This window comes from Deinococcus sp. JMULE3 (assembly GCF_013337115.1).
Taxonomy (GTDB): domain Bacteria; phylum Deinococcota; class Deinococci; order Deinococcales; family Deinococcaceae; genus Deinococcus.
The window spans coordinates 1,710,001-1,727,036 of record NZ_SGWE01000004.1 but is presented as its reverse complement, the minus strand read 5'-3'; the positions used below and the strand labels follow the sequence as shown (position 1 = coordinate 1,727,036).

Here is a 17,036-nt window from a genome sequence, read left to right as displayed (position 1 = left end):
CCTTATCTCGCAGGAAATCTGGTCGGACGTGCTGGGGTACGTCCGCAAGAACATTACAGAGGTCGAGTACCACACCTGGTTCGCGCCGGTGAAGAATCTGGGCGTGCAGGACGGCTCGCTGGTGCTGGGCGTGCGCAACTCCTTCGCGCAGGAGTGGTTCCGCAAGAACTACCTGAAACTGCTCGAGGACGCGCTGCGCAGCCTGGGCGCGCAGGACCCGCAGGTGAGTTTCCAGGTGCTGCCCGCCGCGCAGGACGCGCTGCTGCTGCCCAGCGATCCGCCCCCGCCGCCCAGCGTGCCCGCGCCGCGCGCCCCGGCGCCCACCTTCACGGAGAACCGCAAGGTGCTGAACCCGAAGTACACCTTCGAGAACTTCGTGGTGGGCCCGAACAACAACCTCGCGCACGCGGCGGCGCTGGCGGTCGCGGAGTCGCCCGGCAAGGCGTACAACCCGCTGTTCATCTACGGGGACGTGGGCCTGGGGAAAACCCACCTCATGCACGCGGTCGGGCATTACATGCTCGAGCGGTTTCCCGGGAAGCGGGTGGAGTACGTGTCCACCGAGTCGTTCACGAACGACCTGATCAACGCGATCCGTGACGACAAGATGACGCAGTTCCGCAACCGCTACCGCAGCGTGGACCTGCTGCTGGTGGACGATATCCAGTTCCTGGCGGGCAAGGAGCGCACGCAGGAGGAGTTCTTCCACACCTTCAACGCGCTGTACGAGAACCACAAGCAGATCATCCTGAGTTCCGACCGCCCGCCGAAGGACATCCAGACGCTGGAGGGCCGCCTGCGCAGCCGCTTCGAGTGGGGTCTGATCACGGACATCCAGTCGCCGGAGTACGAGACGCGCGTGGCGATCCTGAAGATGAACGCGGAGCACAACCGCATCGACATCCCGCAGGAGGTCCTGGAGCTCATCGCGCGGCAGGTGACGAGCAACATCCGCGAGCTGGAGGGCGCGCTGATGCGGGTGGTGGCGTTCTCCAGCCTGAACAACGTGCCCTTCAGCCGGGCGGTGGCGGCCAAAGCGCTGAGCAACGTGTTCGCGCCGCAGGAAGTGAAGGTGGAGATGATGGACGTGCTGCGGCAGGTGGCCGCGCAGTTCAACATGCCGCCCGACGTGATCCGCGGTTCCGGGCGCGTGCGTGAGGTGGTGCAGGCGCGGCAGGTGGCGCAGTACCTGATCCGCGAGCTGACCGATCATTCCCTGCCGGAGATCGGGCAGTTCTTCGGGCGGGATCACTCGACGGTCATGCACGCGATCAGCAAGGTCTCGGAGCAGATGGGCAAGGACAGTGAACTGACGGCGGCGGTGGACCTGCTGCGCCGCCGGATGAAGGGTCAGGACGACGAGGATTCCGATGCGTAATTCGGCGGATTCGTTCTTCCTGGCTCAGAATAAGTTCCATTTTCCGTTCCAAACACCTGTGCAGCATTTCACGAGCTGTGGAAAACCCTGTGGAAAAGCTGTGGATAACCGGGGGTTTTCCTGTGGATAAGTCTGTGGATAACTCGGCCCCCTGAGAGGTTGTGGATAAGTCCCGAAGTTATCCACAGGTTGTCCACAGGAAAGTGCCAGTTATCCACAATTTTGTCCACAGCACAGATGCGCGCCCAGCGGACCCCGAAGGCACTTATCCACAGTTTCCACAGGACCTATTACTACTACTACTATCTTTTTTTAGAATAAAGACAGATAAAAGATAGGGACCAGACAGAGAGGCACGCATGAACGTACACGTCACCAAGAAAATCCTCAGCGAAGGCCTGGGCCTTCTGGAACGCGTCATCCCCAGCCGCAGCAGCAACCCCCTGCTGACCGCCCTGAAGGTCGAGGCCAGCGAGGCCGGCCTGACCCTGTCCGGCACCAACCTCGAAATCGACCTGTCGTGCTTCGTGCCGGCCGAGGTCAAGGACCCCCGCAACTTCGTGGTGCCCGCCCACCTGTTCGCGCAGATCGTGCGCAACCTGGGCGGTGAACTCGTCGAACTGGAACTCAGCGGCTCGGAACTCTCGGTGCGGGCCGGCGGCTCGGACTTCAAACTCCAGACCGGCGACATCGACGCCTACCCCCCGCTGAGCTTCCCCGCGCAGGCCGACGTGAGTCTCGACGCGACCGAACTGGCCCGCGCGCTCTCCAGCGTCCGGTACGCCGCCAGCAACGAGGCGTTCCAGGCGGTGTTCCGCGGCATCAAGCTCGAGCACCGTCCCGAGGGTGCGCGCGTGGTCGCTTCCGACGGGTACCGCGTGGCGATCCGGGACTTTCCGGCCAGCGGGGATGGCCGCAACCTGATCATCCCGGCGCGCAGCGTGGACGAACTGATCCGCGTGCTCAAGGACGGCGAGGCCCGCTTCACGTACGGCGACGGGCAGCTGAGCGTCACCACCGACCGCGTCCACATGAACCTGAAGCTGCTGGACGGGGACTTCCCGGACTACGAGCGCGTGATCCCCAAGGAGATCCGCCTGCAGGTCACGCTGCCCGCGACGGCGCTGAAGGAGGCCGTGAACCGCGTGGCGGTGCTGGCCGACAAGAACGCGAACAACCGCGTGGAGTTCCTGGTCTCGGAGGGCAAGCTGCGGCTGGCGGCCGAGGGCGACTACGGCCGCGCCCAGGACACCCTGGACGTGGTGCAGGGCGGCAGCGAGCCCGCCATGAGCCTCGCCTTCAACGCCCGGCACGTGCTGGACGCCCTGGGCCCGATCGATGGGGACGCGGAACTGCTGTTCTCGGGCTCGACCAGTCCGGCGATCTTCCGCGCGGCGGGTGGCGGCGGGTACATGGCCGTGATGGTGACCCTGCGCGTCTGAGGCGGCGGGCGGGTGGGGCGCGCGGCCGCACCTGTCTGCACCGGAAGTTGAACCGGGTGCATCTTTCTGCGGAGGCACCCGCTTATAGTGTCTGAAGTACACCTACTCGCCTGCGGGCGACAGGGCCGTGATCCGGGAGGAAACAGGGATGAAGATTCAGAAAGTGATTGCCCGTGAAGTGCTGGACTCGCGCGGGAACCCCACCGTGGAAGCCGAAGTTCACCTCGACAGTGGCCTGCAGGGCCGCGCCATCGTGCCCTCGGGCGCCAGCACCGGCACCCACGAGGCCCTGGAACTCCGCGACGGCGGCAGCCGCTACCTCGGCAAGGGCGTGCAGCAGGCCGTGAAGAACGTCAACGAGGCCCTCGGCCCGGCCGTGGTCGGCCTGGACGCCAGCGAGCAGGCCGCCATTGACGCCGCGCTGATGGCGACCGACGGCACCCCCAACAAGGGCAACCTGGGCGGCAACGCCATCCTGGCCGTCAGCCTCGCCGCGGCCCGCGCTGCCGCCGCCGAACTGAACATCCCGCTGTACCGCTACCTGGGCGGCAGCAACGCCAAGACCCTCCCGGTCCCGATGATGAACGTCATCAACGGCGGCGCGCACGCCGACAACTCCGTGGACTTCCAGGAATTCATGGTCATGCCCGTCGGCGCGCCCAGCTTCCGCGAGGCACTGCGCTACGGCGCGGAGACCTTCCACAGCCTCAAGAAGGTCCTGTCGAAGAAGGGCTACAACACCAACGTCGGCGACGAGGGCGGCTTCGCCCCGGACCTCAAGAGCAACGAGGAGGCGCTGGACGTGCTCCTCGAGGCCATCGAGAAGGCCGGTTACGAGCCCGGCAAGGACATCGCCATCGCGCTGGACCCGGCCGTGACCGAACTGTTCAAGGACGGGAAGTACCACCTCGAATCCGAGGGCCGCGTGCTCAGCACGGGCGAGATGGTGGACTTCTGGGCCGACTGGGCCAGCCGCTACCCGATCGTGAGCATCGAGGACGGCCTGGCCGAGGACGACTGGGACGGCTGGGCGCAGCTGACCGCCAAGATCGGCGACCGCGTGCAGCTGGTCGGCGACGACCTGTTCGTCACCAACCCCGAGCGTCTGCAGCGTGGCATCGACACGAAGGTCGGCAACGCGATCCTCGTGAAGGTCAACCAGATCGGCAGCCTGACCGAGTCGATGGACGCCATCGAGCTGGCCAAGCGGCACCATTACGGCACGATCATCAGCCACCGCAGCGGCGAGTCCGAGGACAGCTTCATCGCGGACCTGGCGGTCGCCACGAACGCCGGGCAGATCAAGACCGGTTCGGCCAGTCGCTCGGACCGCATCGCGAAGTACAACCAGCTGCTGCGCATCGAGGACAGCCTCGGTGACCGCGCCGTGTTCCCCGGCCGCAAGGCGCTGCGCTGACCCCGGCGGGCGGGCGGCGGGGGAGACCCTGACCGCCCGCCGCTCTTCCCGCGCTTGGAAAGGATTCCAGATGAAACAGATTGACCGTTCCACCAAGATCGTGGCCACCGTCGGCCCGGCCAGCCGCTCCCCCGAGGTGCTGAGCCGCATGATCGATGCCGGCCTGAACGTCGTGCGCATGAACTTCAGCCACGGTGACCCCGAGGATCACCGCCAGACCGTGCAGATGGTCCGCGAACTCGCCGCCAAGAAGGGCGTCACCATCGGCATCCTGCAGGACCTGCAGGGTCCGAAGATCCGCGTGGCGCGCTTCAAGGACGGCAGCGTGACCCTCGCCCCCGGCGATAAGTTCACGATCACCATGGACGACGTCGAGGGTGACGAGACCCGCGTGGGCACCACCTACAAGGATCTCGTGCGCGACGTGCAGCCCGGCATGGCCCTGCTGCTCGACGACGGCAACATGGCCCTGCGTGTCGACGGCGTGCGCGGCAACGACGTGCTGACCACCGTCGTGATCGGCGGCGTCCTGAAGAACAACAAGGGCATCAACGTGCCCGAGGCCGACCTGAGCGTGCCTGCGCTGTCCGAGAAGGACGTGCAGGACATGGAGTTCGGCGCGGAACTGGGCGTGGACTGGGTGGCGCTGAGCTTCGTGCGTTCCCGCGACGACCTGCTGCTGGCCCGCCACTACATGTCCCGCTTCGGCAGCCGCGCCAAGCTGATGGCGAAGATCGAGAAGCCGCAGGCCGTGGACCGCTTCGAGGACATCCTCAAGGAAGTGGACGGCATCATGGTGGCGCGCGGTGACCTGGGCGTCGAGATGCGTCCCGAGCAGGTGCCGACCATCCAGAAGCGCATCATCCGCATGTGCCGCGAGGCCGGGAAGCCCGTGATCACCGCCACGCAGATGCTCGAGAGCATGATCAGCCTGCCGCGCCCCACCCGCGCCGAGGCGTCGGACGTGGCGAACGCCATCTACGACGGCACCGACGCCGTGATGCTCTCGGCGGAGTCCGCCGCCGGGCAGTACCCGGTCGAGTCGGTCGCCATGATGGACCGCATCGCCCGCGAGGCGGAGGCCAGCGAGCACTACAAGATGCTGCAGCGGTCCCTGGTGATCGACACGGAACTCGCGCAGGACGCGATCGCGTCGGCGGCGTGCAGCATCGGCGAGAAGCTGGACTCCCCGGCGATCGTGACCTTCACGAGCACGGGCGGCGCGGCGGGCCGCATCGCGAAGAACCGTCCCCCGCTGGCGATCCTGGCTCTGACGCCCAACGAGCAGACCCGCAACCAGCTGGCGCTGTCCTGGGGCGTCGTGCCGGTCCTGAGCGAGGACCCGCGCAACACGGACGACATGGTCCGCATCGCGAACGACGAGCTGCGCCGCAGCGGGCTGGCCGACGTGGGTGACCGCTACGTGATCACGGCCGGCGTGCCGTTCGGTGTGCGTGGCACCACGAACATGCTGCGTGTCGAGCGCCTGCGTGAAGACCTGCTGCAGCCCTGATCCGGGGCGGGCGGTTTCCAGCTGGTCCGGGTGCAAACTTCATCTGAGCGTCAGATTTTTATCCACAGGGACGGGGTTTTTCCACACCGTCCCTGTGGATAACTGCTGGGTTGTGCCCAGGGTTTTGCCGCGCCTGGCGGTCGTCCACAGGCTGGGACAGTTGTCCACAGCGTCCTGTGCATAACTTTCCCGGCCTATCCAGAACTAAAGCTTGGATGAAGAACGGGTCGCCGTGCCTCTGGGAAGCCCGTGAATGCCCCATGAAGGGGCCGGGTGGATCAGGACCCCAGGACCAGCCGCGCGAACTTGTCCTTGCCCTTCTGGATGACCGCACCGCCCTCCTGGGACAGCTGCTCACGGGTCAGGCTGCCGTGCGGGTCCGTGAACGCTTCCCCGTTCAGCTTCAGGCCCCGGTTCTGCATCAGCTTGCGGGCCGCGCCGTTGCTGGGCTCCAGGCCCGCCAGCACCACCAGTTTCACCATGCTGATCCGCCCGGCATCCAGGCTGTCGTCCAGATCCGCCGCCGGGACCGTCACGGTCGGGATGTTCTCGGGAATGCCGCCCTTCGCGACGCTGCGGAAGCGGGCCTCGGCGGCGTCCAGGTCCGCGTCCGGATGGAACCACGCCACGACCTCGCGCGCCAGTTCACGGTGCGCGGCGACCGGGTGCCCGGCCAGCAGCTCCTCTATGCGGGGGCGGGGCAGGTCGGTCAGCAGCGTGAAGTAGTTGTCCAGCAGCGGATCGGGCACCTTCATCAGTTTTGCGAACATCTCGTGCGGTTCGTCGGTCAGGCCGATGTAGTTGTCGAGGCTCTTGGACATCTTCTCGGTGCCGTCCAGGCCGACCAGCAGCGGCAGGGTCATCACGACCTGCGACTCCTGCCCGTAATCCCGCTGCAGCGCGCGGCCCACCAGGTTGTTGAACAGCTGATCGGTGCCGCCCAGCTCCACGTCGGCCTCCAGCGCCACGCTGTCGTAGCCCTGCGTCAGGGGGTACAGCAGTTCGTGCACGGCGATGGGCACGCCGCCCTCGAAGCGCTTGCGGAAGTCGTCGCGTTCCATGATGCGCGCCACCGTGTAGCGGCTGGCGAGGCGGATCACGTCGGCGTACCCCATGGGTTCCAGCCACTCGCCGTTGAAGCGGACCTCCAGCACCTCGGGCTCCTGGCGCAGAATCAGGCGGCACTGCTCCAGGTAGCTTTTCGCGTTCTCGCGGGTCTGCTCCAGCGTCAGCGGGGGGCGGGTCTTGCTCTTGCCGCTGGGGTCGCCGATCATCGCGGTGAAATCACCGATCAGCATGATCACCTTGTGGCCCAGGTCCTGGAACTGGCGCATCTTGCGCAGGATCACGGCGTGCCCCAGGTGCAGGTCCGGGCGGGTCGGGTCGGCGCCCAGCTTCACGCGCAGCGGCGCGCCTTTGGCCAGTTTGCGGCGCAGGTCGTCCTCGGACACCAGATCCACGACGCCGCGGCGCAGCAGGTCGATCTGCTCGTCCACGGGCAGGTTCCAACGGATGGGGGCGGGTTCTTGCATCTTCACTCCATAGGGGAGCGGCGCACCAGGACTGTCCGGATGCGCCGCTCGGGGGTTGGATTTCAGGCTGTGACTGACCCTGCTCCCACCGGTGGCGGCGGGCAGGGATACGCACGTCGGGTCAGACGCCTCATGCCGCCCAGCATAACAGGCGCCGCCCGCTAGCATGCCCGTTGTGAAGACCATTCAGGAGTTGCGTGACACCTTCCCCCGCCCCGGCGCCGTCGAGTGGCTGGGCCTGCGCCCCGCGCGCCGCGCGCCCGTGCAGGCGGTCACGGAGGTCGAGGCGCACCCGCTGGTGGGATTAGTAGGCGATCACGGCAAGCTCGCCCCGCCGCGCCTGACCGCCCTGACCGGCGAGGCCGGGGAGGAGGCGCGTCCCGCCAACGCGCCAGCGATTCCCGGTGGGCCGGGGCGGCGGCAGGTGACGCTGATCCAGGCCGAGCACCTGCCCGTGATCGCCGCGCTGACCGGGCTGGAGGCCGCGAGCCCGGAGCAGCTGCGGCGCAACATCGCCGTGCGCGGCATTCCCCTGCTGGCCCTGAAGGACCGCCGCTTTCAGATCGGCGAGGTGATCCTGGAAGGCACCGGCGAGTGCCACCCCTGCTCACGCATGGAGGAGACCCTGGGCGAGGGCGGGTACAACGCCGTGCGCGGGCACGGGGGCCTGACCGCCCGCGTGATCCGGGGTGGCGTGATCCGCGTGGGGGACGAGGTGCGCCCCCTCCCGGGCGCCGTGACCTGAAGGGCCCGCTATGCTGGGCGGCATGCCCAAACGTCCCGCCCCGCCCCTGAGCCGCACGCGGCGCGTCACGCTGGCGGGCGCGTTCGGGTTCACGCGCCTGATCGTGGAACTGGGCGTGCTGAGTTCCTTCGCGTTCAGCCTCGCACTGTTCATCGCCGCCATCGCGCAGGCGTACGTCACCATCCGCGCGGCGCTGGGTGACCTGGGCGAGGCGCACACCACCAAGACCCTGATCGTCGCGGCGGTCGAGCAGGCCGACACGCTGCTGGTCGGGGTGGCGCTGCTGATCATCTCGTTCGGGTTGCAGGCGCTGTTCGTGGGCCGCGTGCAGAACGTGCCCCGCTGGCTGCACATCGACTCCTTCGACGACCTGAAGCAGAAACTGATCGGCATCGTGATCGTGGCGCTCAGCGTGAACTTCTTCAGCGTCGCGCTGGAATGGAAGGGCGGGTCGGACATCCTCGTGTACGGCGCGGCCATCGCGGCCGTGATTCTCTCGGTGGGGGCGTACTCCGTGATCCTCTCCCGCCAGGGGCACCGCCCGGACGCGCCCGAAGACCCGCATGCCGCACCTTGACGCGCGCCTCCAGGCGGCCCTGCACCTGATCCAGGCCGACGCTCACGCGGACATCGGCAGTGACCACGCGCACCTCCCCATCCGGCTGGCGCAGCTGGGCCGCATCACGCGCGGCGTGATCGTCGAGGTGAACCCCGGCCCGCTGGAACACGCCCGCGTGAACGTCGCCCGCGCGGGCCTCACAGGCCGCCTGGAGGTCCGCGCCGGAAACGGCCTCGCCCCGCTGGCGCCCGGCGAGGTGCAGAGTGCCAGCATGACCGGCATGGGCGCGCAGACCATGCTGGGCATCCTGACCCGCACGCCTGATCGCGTGCCGGACGCGCTGGTGCTGCAACCGAACGACAGCCCGGAACCGCTGCGCCGCTGGGCGCAGGAACGCGGCTATCACGTCGCGGCGGAGGTCCTGGCGCCCGGCTTCTGGCGCTACCCGGTCCTGCGGCTGGAACGTCAGTCCGGCCCCGACCCGGCCTACGTGGCCCTGCCGGAGGAGGCGGCCCTGCGCTACGGCCCGCTGCTGCTGCGCGAGGGGGGTACCTTGCTGCGCCAGCAGGTGTGGGCAGACGTAACCCGCCTGACCCCGCTGGCCGCCCCAGGCCGCGCCGCCGAGTACGACCTGCAGGTCGCGCAGAGCGCCGCCGCGTGGCTGGCAGGGGATAGAAAATAAAAAACCCGCCTTCTTCGGCGGTGATAGGAAAAATATAGCGCGGTATGCAGGCAGCGTCAAGCCTCGCGGGACGGCTGGAAAAATGCCGTCCTGGAGAGCCTTCTTATCCGGCGCTCTTATGTCGGTATGCAGCCTCGGTCGGTGCGCCCGATGACACGGACAGCTGGTCGGTGGGAGTCACGGGGACCAAAACGAAAAATCCGCCCTTCGCGGACGGTGATAGAAATAGAATAGCGCGATATGCAGGGCCGGTCAAGTCCTGCGCGCCGACCGGAAATCTGTCGTGCTGGACGTCCTTCCAGCAGAAGCAGCCGCCGGGGGCTATGCAGTCGGGTACGCCCGACCGGTGCTGATCGCCCCGTCGCCACTGCCACGCGTCGAACTGGCTGCAGCGGCTGCCTGATCGTTAGGGGAGAGGGGCTCGCGTGGGGGTGCCCAGACCAAAACGAAAAATCCGCCCTTCTCGGACGGTGATAAAACTAGGATACCCCGGTATGCAGGGCGTGTCAATCCCCGCGCGGCGGCCTGAAAAATCTCGTGCCAGACGGGTCCTTTCCGAGCGTGTTCCGGACGGTATGCAGTGAAAAAGGCCGGAGCGCATGGCCCCGACCCTCCTCTGCCCGCTTCTGCTCAGCGGGCAACTTCCACGGCGCGGCTCTCGCGGACCACGGTCACCTGGACCTGACCGGGGTACTCCATGTCCTGCTCGACCCGCCCGGCGATCTCGCGGGCCAGCAGGGTCGCCTGGGCGTCCGTGACCTTCTCCGGCTGCACGATCACGCGCACCTCGCGCCCGGCCTGGATGGCGTAGGCCTGCTGCACGCCGGGGAACGACACGGCGATCTGCTCCAGCATCTCCAGGCGGCGCACGTACGATTCCAGCTCCTCGCGGCGCGCACCGGGTCGCGCGGCGCTGATGGCGTCGGCGGCGGCCACCAGCACGGAGTACAGCGTCTCGCCGTTCTCCGGGTCGTGGTGGTGCGCGATCGCGTCGATGACCTCGGCGGGCTCCCCGAAGCGCTTGGCGAGGTTGATGCCGATCTCGACGTGCGTGCCGTCGATCTCACGGTCGATGCTCTTGCCGACGTCGTGCATCAGTCCGGCGCGGCGGGCCATTCCGGCGTCGAGGCCCAGCTCCCCGGCCATGATGCCGGTCAGGTGCGCCACCTGAATGGAGTGCTTCAGGACGTTCTGGCCGTAGCTGGTGCGGAAGTACATGCGGCCCAGCAGCTGCACGAGGCCCGGCTTGATGCCCACCACGCCCGCCTCGATGGCGGCTTCCTCGCCCTGGGCGTGCATGAAGGCCTTCATCTCGTCCTGCGCCTTGTGCACCATCTCCTCGATGCGGGTCGGGTGGATGCGGCCGTCGGCGACCAGGGCGTCCAGGACGTGCTTGGCGACCTCGCGCCGCACCGGGTTGAAGCTCGAGAGGATCACTGCTTCGGGCGTGTCGTCGATGATCAGGTCCACGCCGGTCAGGGCCTCGAACGCGCGGATGTTGCGGCCCTCGCGGCCGATCAGGCGGCCTTTCATGGCGTCGTTCGGGATGGGGACGACCGACACGCTCAGGGCGGCGCTCGTCTCTGAGGCGCTGCGCTGGATGGCCTGCGCGATCACGTGCCGCGCTGAGCGTTTCGCGTCGGCGCTGGCGCGTTCCTGCATGGCCTTCACGCGGATGGCCTTCTCCTCTTCCAGTTCGGCGTCCAGGCGGGTCAGGATGTCCGCGCGGGCCGCCTCTGGGGACAGTCCGGCGATCTCGAAGAGTTTCAGGTCCGCCTGATGCAGGCGCGCGCCGATCTCCTGCTCCTGCTCGGTGAGGTGCCGGGCGCGGTCTTCCAGGCGTTCCTCCAGCGCGTCGAGCTTCTCACCGCGCGCGTCGAGCTGCTCGGCGCGGCGGTTGAGCCGCTCGATCTCACGTTTGAGTTCCTCGCGTTCCCGGCGGGTCTCCTGGCGGTCGCCGCTCAGCGCCTCGCGTTCACGGGCGGCGTCCTGCTTGACCTGCGCGCGTTCCTGGTCCAGCGCGGCGCGCAGGGCGCTGATCTGCTCGCGCTGCCCCTGAATCTGCGTGAGCTGCGCGTCGAACTGCGCGACCTGCACGCCCAGCTGGGCTTCGCGGTCACTGGCTTCCTTGATTCTGCGGGTGGCGTCCTGCCTGTCCTGGTCGGCCTCGGCCCGCAGGGTGCGGGCGTCGGCGTCGGCCTGCGCGCGGATGCGGTCCGCGTCGCGCTGGGCTTCCTGCTGCAGGCGAGTGTCGATCTCGGCGCGCTGCCGCGCCCCACGACTCTGCCCCGCCAGGAATCCCCCGACCAGTCCGAGCAGCAGCGCCACGATGATCCCGATAAGTCCTGGGGTCGTCACGGTGCGCTCCTTTGATGGTGTGTTGCATGGGGCCGCGCGCCGGTGTCGGGCACGCGCCCCGGGGTGGGAAACTGAGGTCGAACGCCTCCGGTGACTGCGCTGTGGGGACGTTCGCCCCAAGTGTAGCGGGAAAGCCCGCCCGGTAGACGTCGGGGCGTACCCCGGTCGGCCTGTCGGGGGCGCGGGGCAGGTGATACGGGATTAGATTGATTTGCTTCCAACGTGGTCGGATTCCGCTCTCCCACGAGGGGAGAGGGAGGGACTCGCAGAGCTGCGGAGCAGTGGAGCGAAGCGACGGAAGGGTGAGGGGGCCACCGGGTGACCCTGCCTGGTTTGGAATCAATGGAGCCCCGTATGAGAAGGCAAGAAGAAGACCCCCGCCACGTGGGCGGGGGTCTGGACGCTTGTTGGCGTTTACTTCGCGGCGTGCACCACGAGCTTCATGGGGATGCTCACTTCGGGGTGGGCGCGGTAGGTGATGTCGTACTCGCCAATTTCCTTGACGGTTTTCGGCATCGTGATGCGGCGCTTGTCCACGTCGAAGCCCAGCTTGTCGAGCGAATCGGCAACGTCCTGGTGCGTGACCGCACCGTAGATCTTGCCTTCGCCGGCGCGGACGCTGAGTTCCACGGCGACGCCGTTCAGGCGGCTGGCGAGGTCCTCGGCGCTGGCCTTCTCGGCCGCCAGGGTCTTCTGGCGGGCGCGGATGCGGGCCTCGAGGCTCTTCATGTTGCTGGCGGTGGCCGGCGTGGCGATGCCCTGGGGGATCAGCCAGTTGCGGGCGTAGCCGTCTTTGACGTTCACGACGTCGCCGGTCTTGCCGAGCTTGCCGGGTTCAAGAAGAATTACTTGCATGTCAATTCTCCTTATTTCCGGACGAGCTTCTCGGTGTAGGGCAGCAGGGCCAGCTGGCGGGCGATCTTGATCGTCTGCGCGATGCGGCGCTGGTGCTTGGCCGAGAGGCCCGTGCGGCGGCGGGGGAGGATCTTGCCCGTGTCGCTCACGAAACGGCGCAGCATCTTCACGTCTTTGTAATCGGTGATTTCCAGTTCCCCGATGGAGAACGGATCGACCTTGGGCTTGCGGGGACGCTTGGGTCCCTTGCCGCGCGGTTTACGCTCGGCGCTGTTGGTCTGGGTCATGTGTTAGTCCTTGAAATCTGCGTTCCTCTCCCCAAGCGGGGTTCAGAACGGCAGGTCTTCGTCCGGTGGGAAATCGTCGAGACCTTGGTCAATATCTAAGCCGCCCGAACGGTTCCCCGTGTTCGCTGCCCGGCTCGGCTGGCCGTAGCCGCCGCTCTGGGGGCGCGCCGCACTGCTCGCGGTCTGCGTGCGAGGTCCGGCGGGGGTGGCTGCAGGGTTACCGGCCCCTGCGCCTCGGGACAGGGCTTCGACTCGCGTCGCCTCTACTTTGGTGGAGTTGCGTTTGTTACCGTCGCGATCGGTCCACGCTTCGTTGACCAGTCGTCCCTGCACGAGCACGGGGTCCCCTTTGCGGAGGTCCTTCATGCGTTCGGCGAGGTCGCGCCACAGCGTCACGTCGATCCAGTGGGTCTTCTCCTGACGCTGGCCCTGTCGGTCGTTCCAGGTCTCGTTCACGGCCAGGCCGAGTCCGAGCACGGCGTCGCCGGCGGGGGTGTAGCGCAGTTCGGGGTCACGGGTGACGTTCCCGATGAGAATGACTTCGTTCATGCCGCTGCTCATGCGAACGCCGCCTCCGGCGTCCTGAACGAGTTCGGGGGTGTACCCGAGCTGTTCCATGCGCAGGGCCTTCACGCGGACCATGCTGCGTTTGCCGCCTTCAGGGGCTTCCCACTGGCTGTACTCCACGCTGCCTTCGACCATCACGGCGTCGCCGCCTTTCAGGTTGCGTTCGGCCTGCCACTCGGCGGGTTTGCCGAGAATGGACACGCGGTGGTACCAGGGGAGTTTGCGTTCGCGCCCGTCGTTGCCGATGACGTGATCTTCACCGGCGATGGTGGCTTCGAACACGGCGGTGCCGCTGGGGGTGTAGCGCAGTTCGGGATCGCGGGCGAGTGCGCCGATCAGGTAAACGTGGTTCATGCCTCGGGCCATGACGTGGTCTCCTTTGTTGCTGGCTGAATCCGGCAGGATTCGTACTGGGGTTTTGGATGCGGCTGGCGTGTGTGGCCCTTGCGGGTTGACCGTACGATAACAGGACCGATCTCATTACGTCAATAGCGTAAGGAGATCAGGCCTTCTTGGTCTTCCACTCCGGGCGGTCCTTGACCACCAGGACGCGGCGCACGTGGTCACGCAGACGCAGGGTGCTGGCGATGTCCGTTTCGGGGTTGCCGGCGGCCTTGATGGTGTACATCAGGTAGTAGCCCTCGCGGTCCTTGTTCACGGCGTAGGCGAGGCGGCGGTTGCCGAGCTCGTCCAGGTTGCTGATTTCCCCGCCCGCGTTCTTCACGGTGGTCTCGATGTAGTCCTTCTCGATGCCCACCTGCTCGGCGCTGAGGTTGGGGTTCAGGATCAGGTTCAGGTCGTACTGGTTCATAGTTCACCTCCTCTGTCGCCGCACGCAGGCAGAGTGTCCTGACAGGGTCAGGCCTCGCCGGGCAGCGCAACTCACCACATTACCAGAGTCCGCGCGCGGTTGCCAGCGGTCAGATGACGCATGTCCAGCCCCGCCCCGCTCCGTACGCTGGGGGCATGACCACCCCCACCCCGTCGGCGTCCAGCGCGGTCAGCGGCATCCTCGACATCCTGCGCGAGGCCGCACTGGGCGGCCACCCCGGCCAGGGCACCGCCTTCCTGGACGGCACGAAAGCCGACGGCAGCGGCAACCACGGGCTGCTCGCCACCCTGGACGCCCTGAGTGCCGAGCAGGCCAGCCGGGAGGTGCTGGGCAGCACCGTCGCCGCGCACGCCGCGCACACCGCCTACCACCTCGAAGTCATCGTCCGCTGGGAGCGCGACGGGGACCGCGGTCCCTTCGACTGGAAAGGGAGTTTCCAGCCTGCCCAGGTGGACGCCGCCGGGTGGGAGGCCGCCCGCGAACGGCTGCGCGCCGCGTACGACGCCCTGGTGACCTTCGCCCGCACCTTCGAGGACCGACCCGCCGATAGGGACGTGACCGGCGGCCTGACGGGTGCGGTCGCGCACGTCGCGTACCACCTGGGCGCCATCCGGCAGCTGATCAAGGCCGTTCCGTGACCCTCCCGGACGGCTGGACCCTGCGCCCCTACACCCCGGACGACGCCGAGACCTTCGCGGCGCTGCTGAGCCTGGGTGGCCGCAACACCAGCGGCACGGACTTGATCGCCGCCGACGCGCGGCGCGGCCCGGAAGCCCAGGCCCGGCGGGAGCTGCTGCTCGGCCCGGACGGACAGGTCCTGGGCGGCTGGCAACTGCAACACTCGCTGTTCATCCCCCCGGACTTCCTGCACCTGAGCGTCCTCGTGTTTCCCGAGGCGCGCGGCCAGGGTGCCGGGGAGGTCCTGTGGCAGGAGGCCCGGCAGGCCGCCCGCGACCTGGGCGCCCACGGCCTGAGCGTGGACGTCCCGGACCCCGATCCGGCCCACCGCGCCTGGGCCGAGCGGCGCGGCTTCACGCTGCGCACCCACCGCTACGCCTCCGAACTCGACCTGACCCAGGTGAACCTCGCCGACCATCAGCCTGCACTGGACGCCGCCCGTGCACAGGGCGTGACCTTCGCCGACCTGAGCGGCGCCGATGAACGCACCCTGGAGCGGTACGTGGATTTCGTCGCCGACCGCCTCACCGAGACGCCCGACCTCGCCGGATACCCCCGCTGGACGCCCATGCAGGTCCGGGGCGCCCTGCGACTGGAAACGGACCCCCGCCCCGACTGGCTGATCCTGGCCCTCGGTCCCGGCGGCGAGTGGCTGGGCACCACCGCCATGGTCGGCTTCCAGCACCTGCCGTTCGTGTACAACGAACTGACCGCCACGCACCCGCAGGCGCGCGGGCGCCGCTTGGCGCTGCCCCTGAAACTCCAGGTCGTGCAGCGCGCCCAGAACGCGGGCTACGCGACCATGCGGACCAACAACCACTCGCTGAACGCCCCCATGCTGGCCGTCAACCGCCGACTGGGGTTCCAGCAGCTGGCCGGACGCTACGAGATGCACAGCCTGCTGCGCTGAGCGCGGCCCCCTGACCTGCGGCTTACTTGCGGCGCTTGAAGGGATTCCAGCGCGCACCCTTCTCCGCTTCAGGTTCGGGAACAGCAGGGGCCGCCGGGCGTACCTGCGCCGGGGCGTGGCGACCCATGGGCCGCACGGCCTCTGCCTCCGGTTTGGCGTCCTCCTCGTACACCTCGTCCGCCGGGGTTTCCCCCAGGGCGCTCAGGAGTGCGCGGCGGATCCGGTCCGCCGATGGGCGGTCCCCCGGTCGTTTCGCCAGGGCCAGTTCCGCCAGGCGGCCCACCGCGCGCGGCACCAGTGGGTTGACCTGCGTCAGCGACGGGGGGAAGCGCGTCATGTGGGCCACCATCAGTTCCTCGTACGTGTGCCCGTGAAAGGGCCGGTCCCCGCCCAGCAGCTCGTACATCATCACGCCCAGGCTGTACACGTCGCTGGCACTGCTCGTCTCCTCACCCTGGTAGACCTCGGGCGCCATGTAGAACGGACTGCCGCTGGTCTTGCCGCCCTGCGCCACGAAGTACGTGTTGCCCAGGTCGCCCAGCGCCGCGCGCCCGTCGTCCGTGACGTACACGTTCTGCGTCTTCACGTCCTGATGCACTGCCCCCTGGTGGTGCAGGTACGTCAGGGCCGACGTCACGTCCGCCAGGATCCGCAGCGCCTCCATGAGCGGCAGCCGGTCCGGCATCTCGGCCAGCTGCTCGTTCAGCGCGCCTTTCGGGTAGTACGTGATGGCCAGGAACGCGTTCGGTCCGAACGGCGTGCCGCCGAAGCCGCGCACCAGGTGCGGGTGGCGGAACTGCAGCGTCAACCGCACCTCGTTCCCGAACCGTTCGGCGGCGTCCTGCACGGTCAGCGTCTCCGGGTGCGGGATCTTCACCGCGACCAGCTGCCCCTGCGCGTTCGTCGCGAGGCGCACCAGCGAGGTGTTCCCACGCCCCAGAACGCGGTGCAGGGTGTACCCGGTGATGGTGCTCGCCTCGGCCATGCTTGCCCCCAAGGGTGTCACGTTCCGCCGCCCCTGACAAGCGAGAACCTCCGGTGCCGCCCGCATCCCGGAACGTGAGGAGGCGCGTCAGCTCACGCCGCGCGCCCCCCAGTCTGGATCTCCGAACCGTGATTCCCCGTGATCAGGAGCGCCGCTCCGGATCGGCCAGGGTCACTCGTCGTCGCTGTTTTCCTCCGCGACGCGCTTCCCAGCCATCCATTCCAGCCCGGCCCACTGCAGGTCCTCGAGGTCCCCGTCAAGCACGTCGTCCGGGTTGTGCTTCATGACGCCCGTGC

General features: G+C 67.9%; 17 protein-coding genes (1 of these 17 running past the window's edge). 9 read left to right on the top strand and 8 right to left on the bottom strand.

Translation table 11 applies throughout. The annotated features are described in order from the left end of the window. Positions 1-4 precede the first annotated feature (4 nt). From dnaA to pyk, 4 genes are all read left to right on the top strand, one after another. A complete protein-coding gene (gene dnaA / locus EXW95_RS11245; RefSeq protein ID WP_058978451.1) occupies positions 5-1,378 on the top strand; it encodes a chromosomal replication initiator protein DnaA in 1,374 nt (457 codons plus the stop codon). 359 nt (positions 1,379-1,737) lie between these two features. Continuing rightward, entirely contained in the window at positions 1,738-2,820 is a 1,083-nt protein-coding gene (gene dnaN, locus EXW95_RS11240; RefSeq protein WP_046843743.1) for a DNA polymerase III subunit beta, read from the top strand. Positions 2,821-2,950: 130 nt separating this feature from the next. Continuing rightward, the gene (gene eno / locus EXW95_RS11235; RefSeq protein WP_368667979.1) at positions 2,951-4,237 is read left to right on the top strand and encodes a phosphopyruvate hydratase; all 1,287 of its coding nucleotides are present in this window, start codon (positions 2,951-2,953) and stop codon (positions 4,235-4,237) included. 70 nt (positions 4,238-4,307) lie between these two features. Further along, a complete protein-coding gene (gene pyk / locus EXW95_RS11230; RefSeq protein WP_174367529.1) occupies positions 4,308-5,750 on the top strand; it encodes a pyruvate kinase in 1,443 nt (480 codons plus the stop codon). Positions 5,751-6,028: 278 nt separating this feature from the next. Here pyk and tyrS read toward each other — a convergent pair whose 3' ends face one another. After that, positions 6,029-7,282 carry a tyrosine--tRNA ligase gene (gene tyrS / locus EXW95_RS11225; protein WP_174367528.1) on the bottom strand — a complete coding sequence of 418 codons (1,254 nt, stop codon included), beginning with the start codon at positions 7,280-7,282 and terminating at the stop codon, positions 6,029-6,031. 175 nt (positions 7,283-7,457) lie between these two features. Here tyrS and EXW95_RS11220 point away from each other — a divergent pair, with 175 nt between their 5' ends. The 3 genes from EXW95_RS11220 to EXW95_RS11210 are packed head-to-tail and all read left to right on the top strand — an operon-like array spanning position 7,458 to position 9,268. Beyond that, positions 7,458-8,027, top strand: coding sequence for an MOSC domain-containing protein (locus tag EXW95_RS11220; protein WP_174367527.1), 570 nt, complete (start codon positions 7,458-7,460; stop codon positions 8,025-8,027). A gap of 22 nt (positions 8,028-8,049) precedes the next feature. Further along, a complete protein-coding gene (locus EXW95_RS11215; protein WP_254605590.1) occupies positions 8,050-8,604 on the top strand; it encodes a YqhA family protein in 555 nt (184 codons plus the stop codon). Then, the gene (locus tag EXW95_RS11210) at positions 8,591-9,268 is read left to right on the top strand and encodes a tRNA (adenine(22)-N(1))-methyltransferase TrmK (RefSeq protein WP_174367525.1); all 678 of its coding nucleotides are present in this window, start codon (positions 8,591-8,593) and stop codon (positions 9,266-9,268) included. Before EXW95_RS11215 ends, EXW95_RS11210 begins: the two co-directional genes overlap by 14 nt. Before the next feature lie 630 nt (positions 9,269-9,898). Here the strand turns inward: EXW95_RS11210 and rny are convergent. The 5 genes from rny to rpsF all read right to left on the bottom strand — a co-directional run bounded on the left by rny (position 9,899) and on the right by rpsF (position 14,146). Beyond that, positions 9,899-11,626 carry a ribonuclease Y gene (rny, locus tag EXW95_RS11205; RefSeq protein WP_174367524.1) on the bottom strand — a complete coding sequence of 576 codons (1,728 nt, stop codon included), beginning with the start codon at positions 11,624-11,626 and terminating at the stop codon, positions 9,899-9,901. Between the two features lie 414 nt (positions 11,627-12,040). Beyond that, complete coding sequence (gene rplI / locus EXW95_RS11200) at positions 12,041-12,481, bottom strand: 50S ribosomal protein L9 (protein ID WP_174367523.1); 441 nt, start codon at positions 12,479-12,481, stop codon at positions 12,041-12,043. Positions 12,482-12,492: 11 nt separating this feature from the next. After that, on the bottom strand, positions 12,493-12,768 hold the full coding sequence (gene rpsR, locus EXW95_RS11195; protein WP_046843750.1) for a 30S ribosomal protein S18: 276 nt from the start codon (positions 12,766-12,768) through the stop codon (positions 12,493-12,495). 42 nt (positions 12,769-12,810) lie between these two features. Beyond that, positions 12,811-13,701, bottom strand: a complete 891-nt coding sequence (locus EXW95_RS11190) for a single-stranded DNA-binding protein (protein WP_058974292.1) — start codon at positions 13,699-13,701, stop codon at positions 12,811-12,813. A 136-nt stretch (positions 13,702-13,837) separates the two neighbouring features. Then, a complete protein-coding gene (rpsF, locus tag EXW95_RS11185) occupies positions 13,838-14,146 on the bottom strand; it encodes a 30S ribosomal protein S6 (protein ID WP_046843752.1) in 309 nt (102 codons plus the stop codon). A 155-nt stretch (positions 14,147-14,301) separates the two neighbouring features. On the opposite strand from rpsF, the gene EXW95_RS11180 reads away from it, so the two are divergent. Together EXW95_RS11180 and EXW95_RS11175 are read left to right on the top strand one after the other, a co-directional pair. Then, a complete protein-coding gene (locus EXW95_RS11180; RefSeq protein ID WP_174367522.1) occupies positions 14,302-14,805 on the top strand; it encodes a DinB family protein in 504 nt (167 codons plus the stop codon). Then, positions 14,802-15,755, top strand: coding sequence for a GNAT family N-acetyltransferase (locus tag EXW95_RS11175; protein ID WP_371810026.1), 954 nt, complete (start codon positions 14,802-14,804; stop codon positions 15,753-15,755). The genes EXW95_RS11180 and EXW95_RS11175 overlap by 4 nt, the downstream gene beginning before the upstream one ends. 22 nt (positions 15,756-15,777) lie before the next feature. On the opposite strand, the gene EXW95_RS11170 is transcribed toward EXW95_RS11175, so the two are convergent. Continuing rightward, a complete protein-coding gene (locus EXW95_RS11170) occupies positions 15,778-16,740 on the bottom strand; it encodes a serine/threonine-protein kinase (RefSeq protein WP_174367521.1) in 963 nt (320 codons plus the stop codon). A 171-nt stretch (positions 16,741-16,911) separates the two neighbouring features. Further along, positions 16,912-17,036 (bottom strand): peptide chain release factor 2 gene (gene prfB / locus EXW95_RS11165; RefSeq protein WP_174367520.1) (it continues 971 nt past the right edge of the window). Within the gene, positions 16,912-17,036 belong to an annotated coding region that runs on past the window's edge; the region does not span the whole gene.

Bases quoted from the DNA above. Each gene is read 5' to 3' on its own strand.
- dnaN (WP_046843743.1), top strand. From the start codon at position 1,738: ATGAACGTACACGTCACCAAGAAAATCCTCAGCGAAGGCCTGGGCCTT.
- pyk (WP_174367529.1), top strand. From the start codon at position 4,308: ATGAAACAGATTGACCGTTCCACCAAGATCGTGGCCACCGTCGGCCCG.
- tyrS (WP_174367528.1), bottom strand. From the start codon at position 7,282: ATGCAAGAACCCGCCCCCATCCGTTGGAACCTGCCCGTGGACGAGCAG.
- EXW95_RS11215 (WP_254605590.1), top strand. From the start codon at position 8,050: ATGCCCAAACGTCCCGCCCCGCCCCTGAGCCGCACGCGGCGCGTCACG.
- EXW95_RS11210 (WP_174367525.1), top strand. From the start codon at position 8,591: ATGCCGCACCTTGACGCGCGCCTCCAGGCGGCCCTGCACCTGATCCAG.
- rplI (WP_174367523.1), bottom strand. From the start codon at position 12,481: ATGCAAGTAATTCTTCTTGAACCCGGCAAGCTCGGCAAGACCGGCGAC.
- rpsR (WP_046843750.1), bottom strand. From the start codon at position 12,768: ATGACCCAGACCAACAGCGCCGAGCGTAAACCGCGCGGCAAGGGACCC.
- EXW95_RS11190 (WP_058974292.1), bottom strand. From the start codon at position 13,701: ATGGCCCGAGGCATGAACCACGTTTACCTGATCGGCGCACTCGCCCGC.
- rpsF (WP_046843752.1), bottom strand. From the start codon at position 14,146: ATGAACCAGTACGACCTGAACCTGATCCTGAACCCCAACCTCAGCGCC.
- EXW95_RS11180 (WP_174367522.1), top strand. From the start codon at position 14,302: ATGACCACCCCCACCCCGTCGGCGTCCAGCGCGGTCAGCGGCATCCTC.
- EXW95_RS11170 (WP_174367521.1), bottom strand. From the start codon at position 16,740: ATGGCCGAGGCGAGCACCATCACCGGGTACACCCTGCACCGCGTTCTG.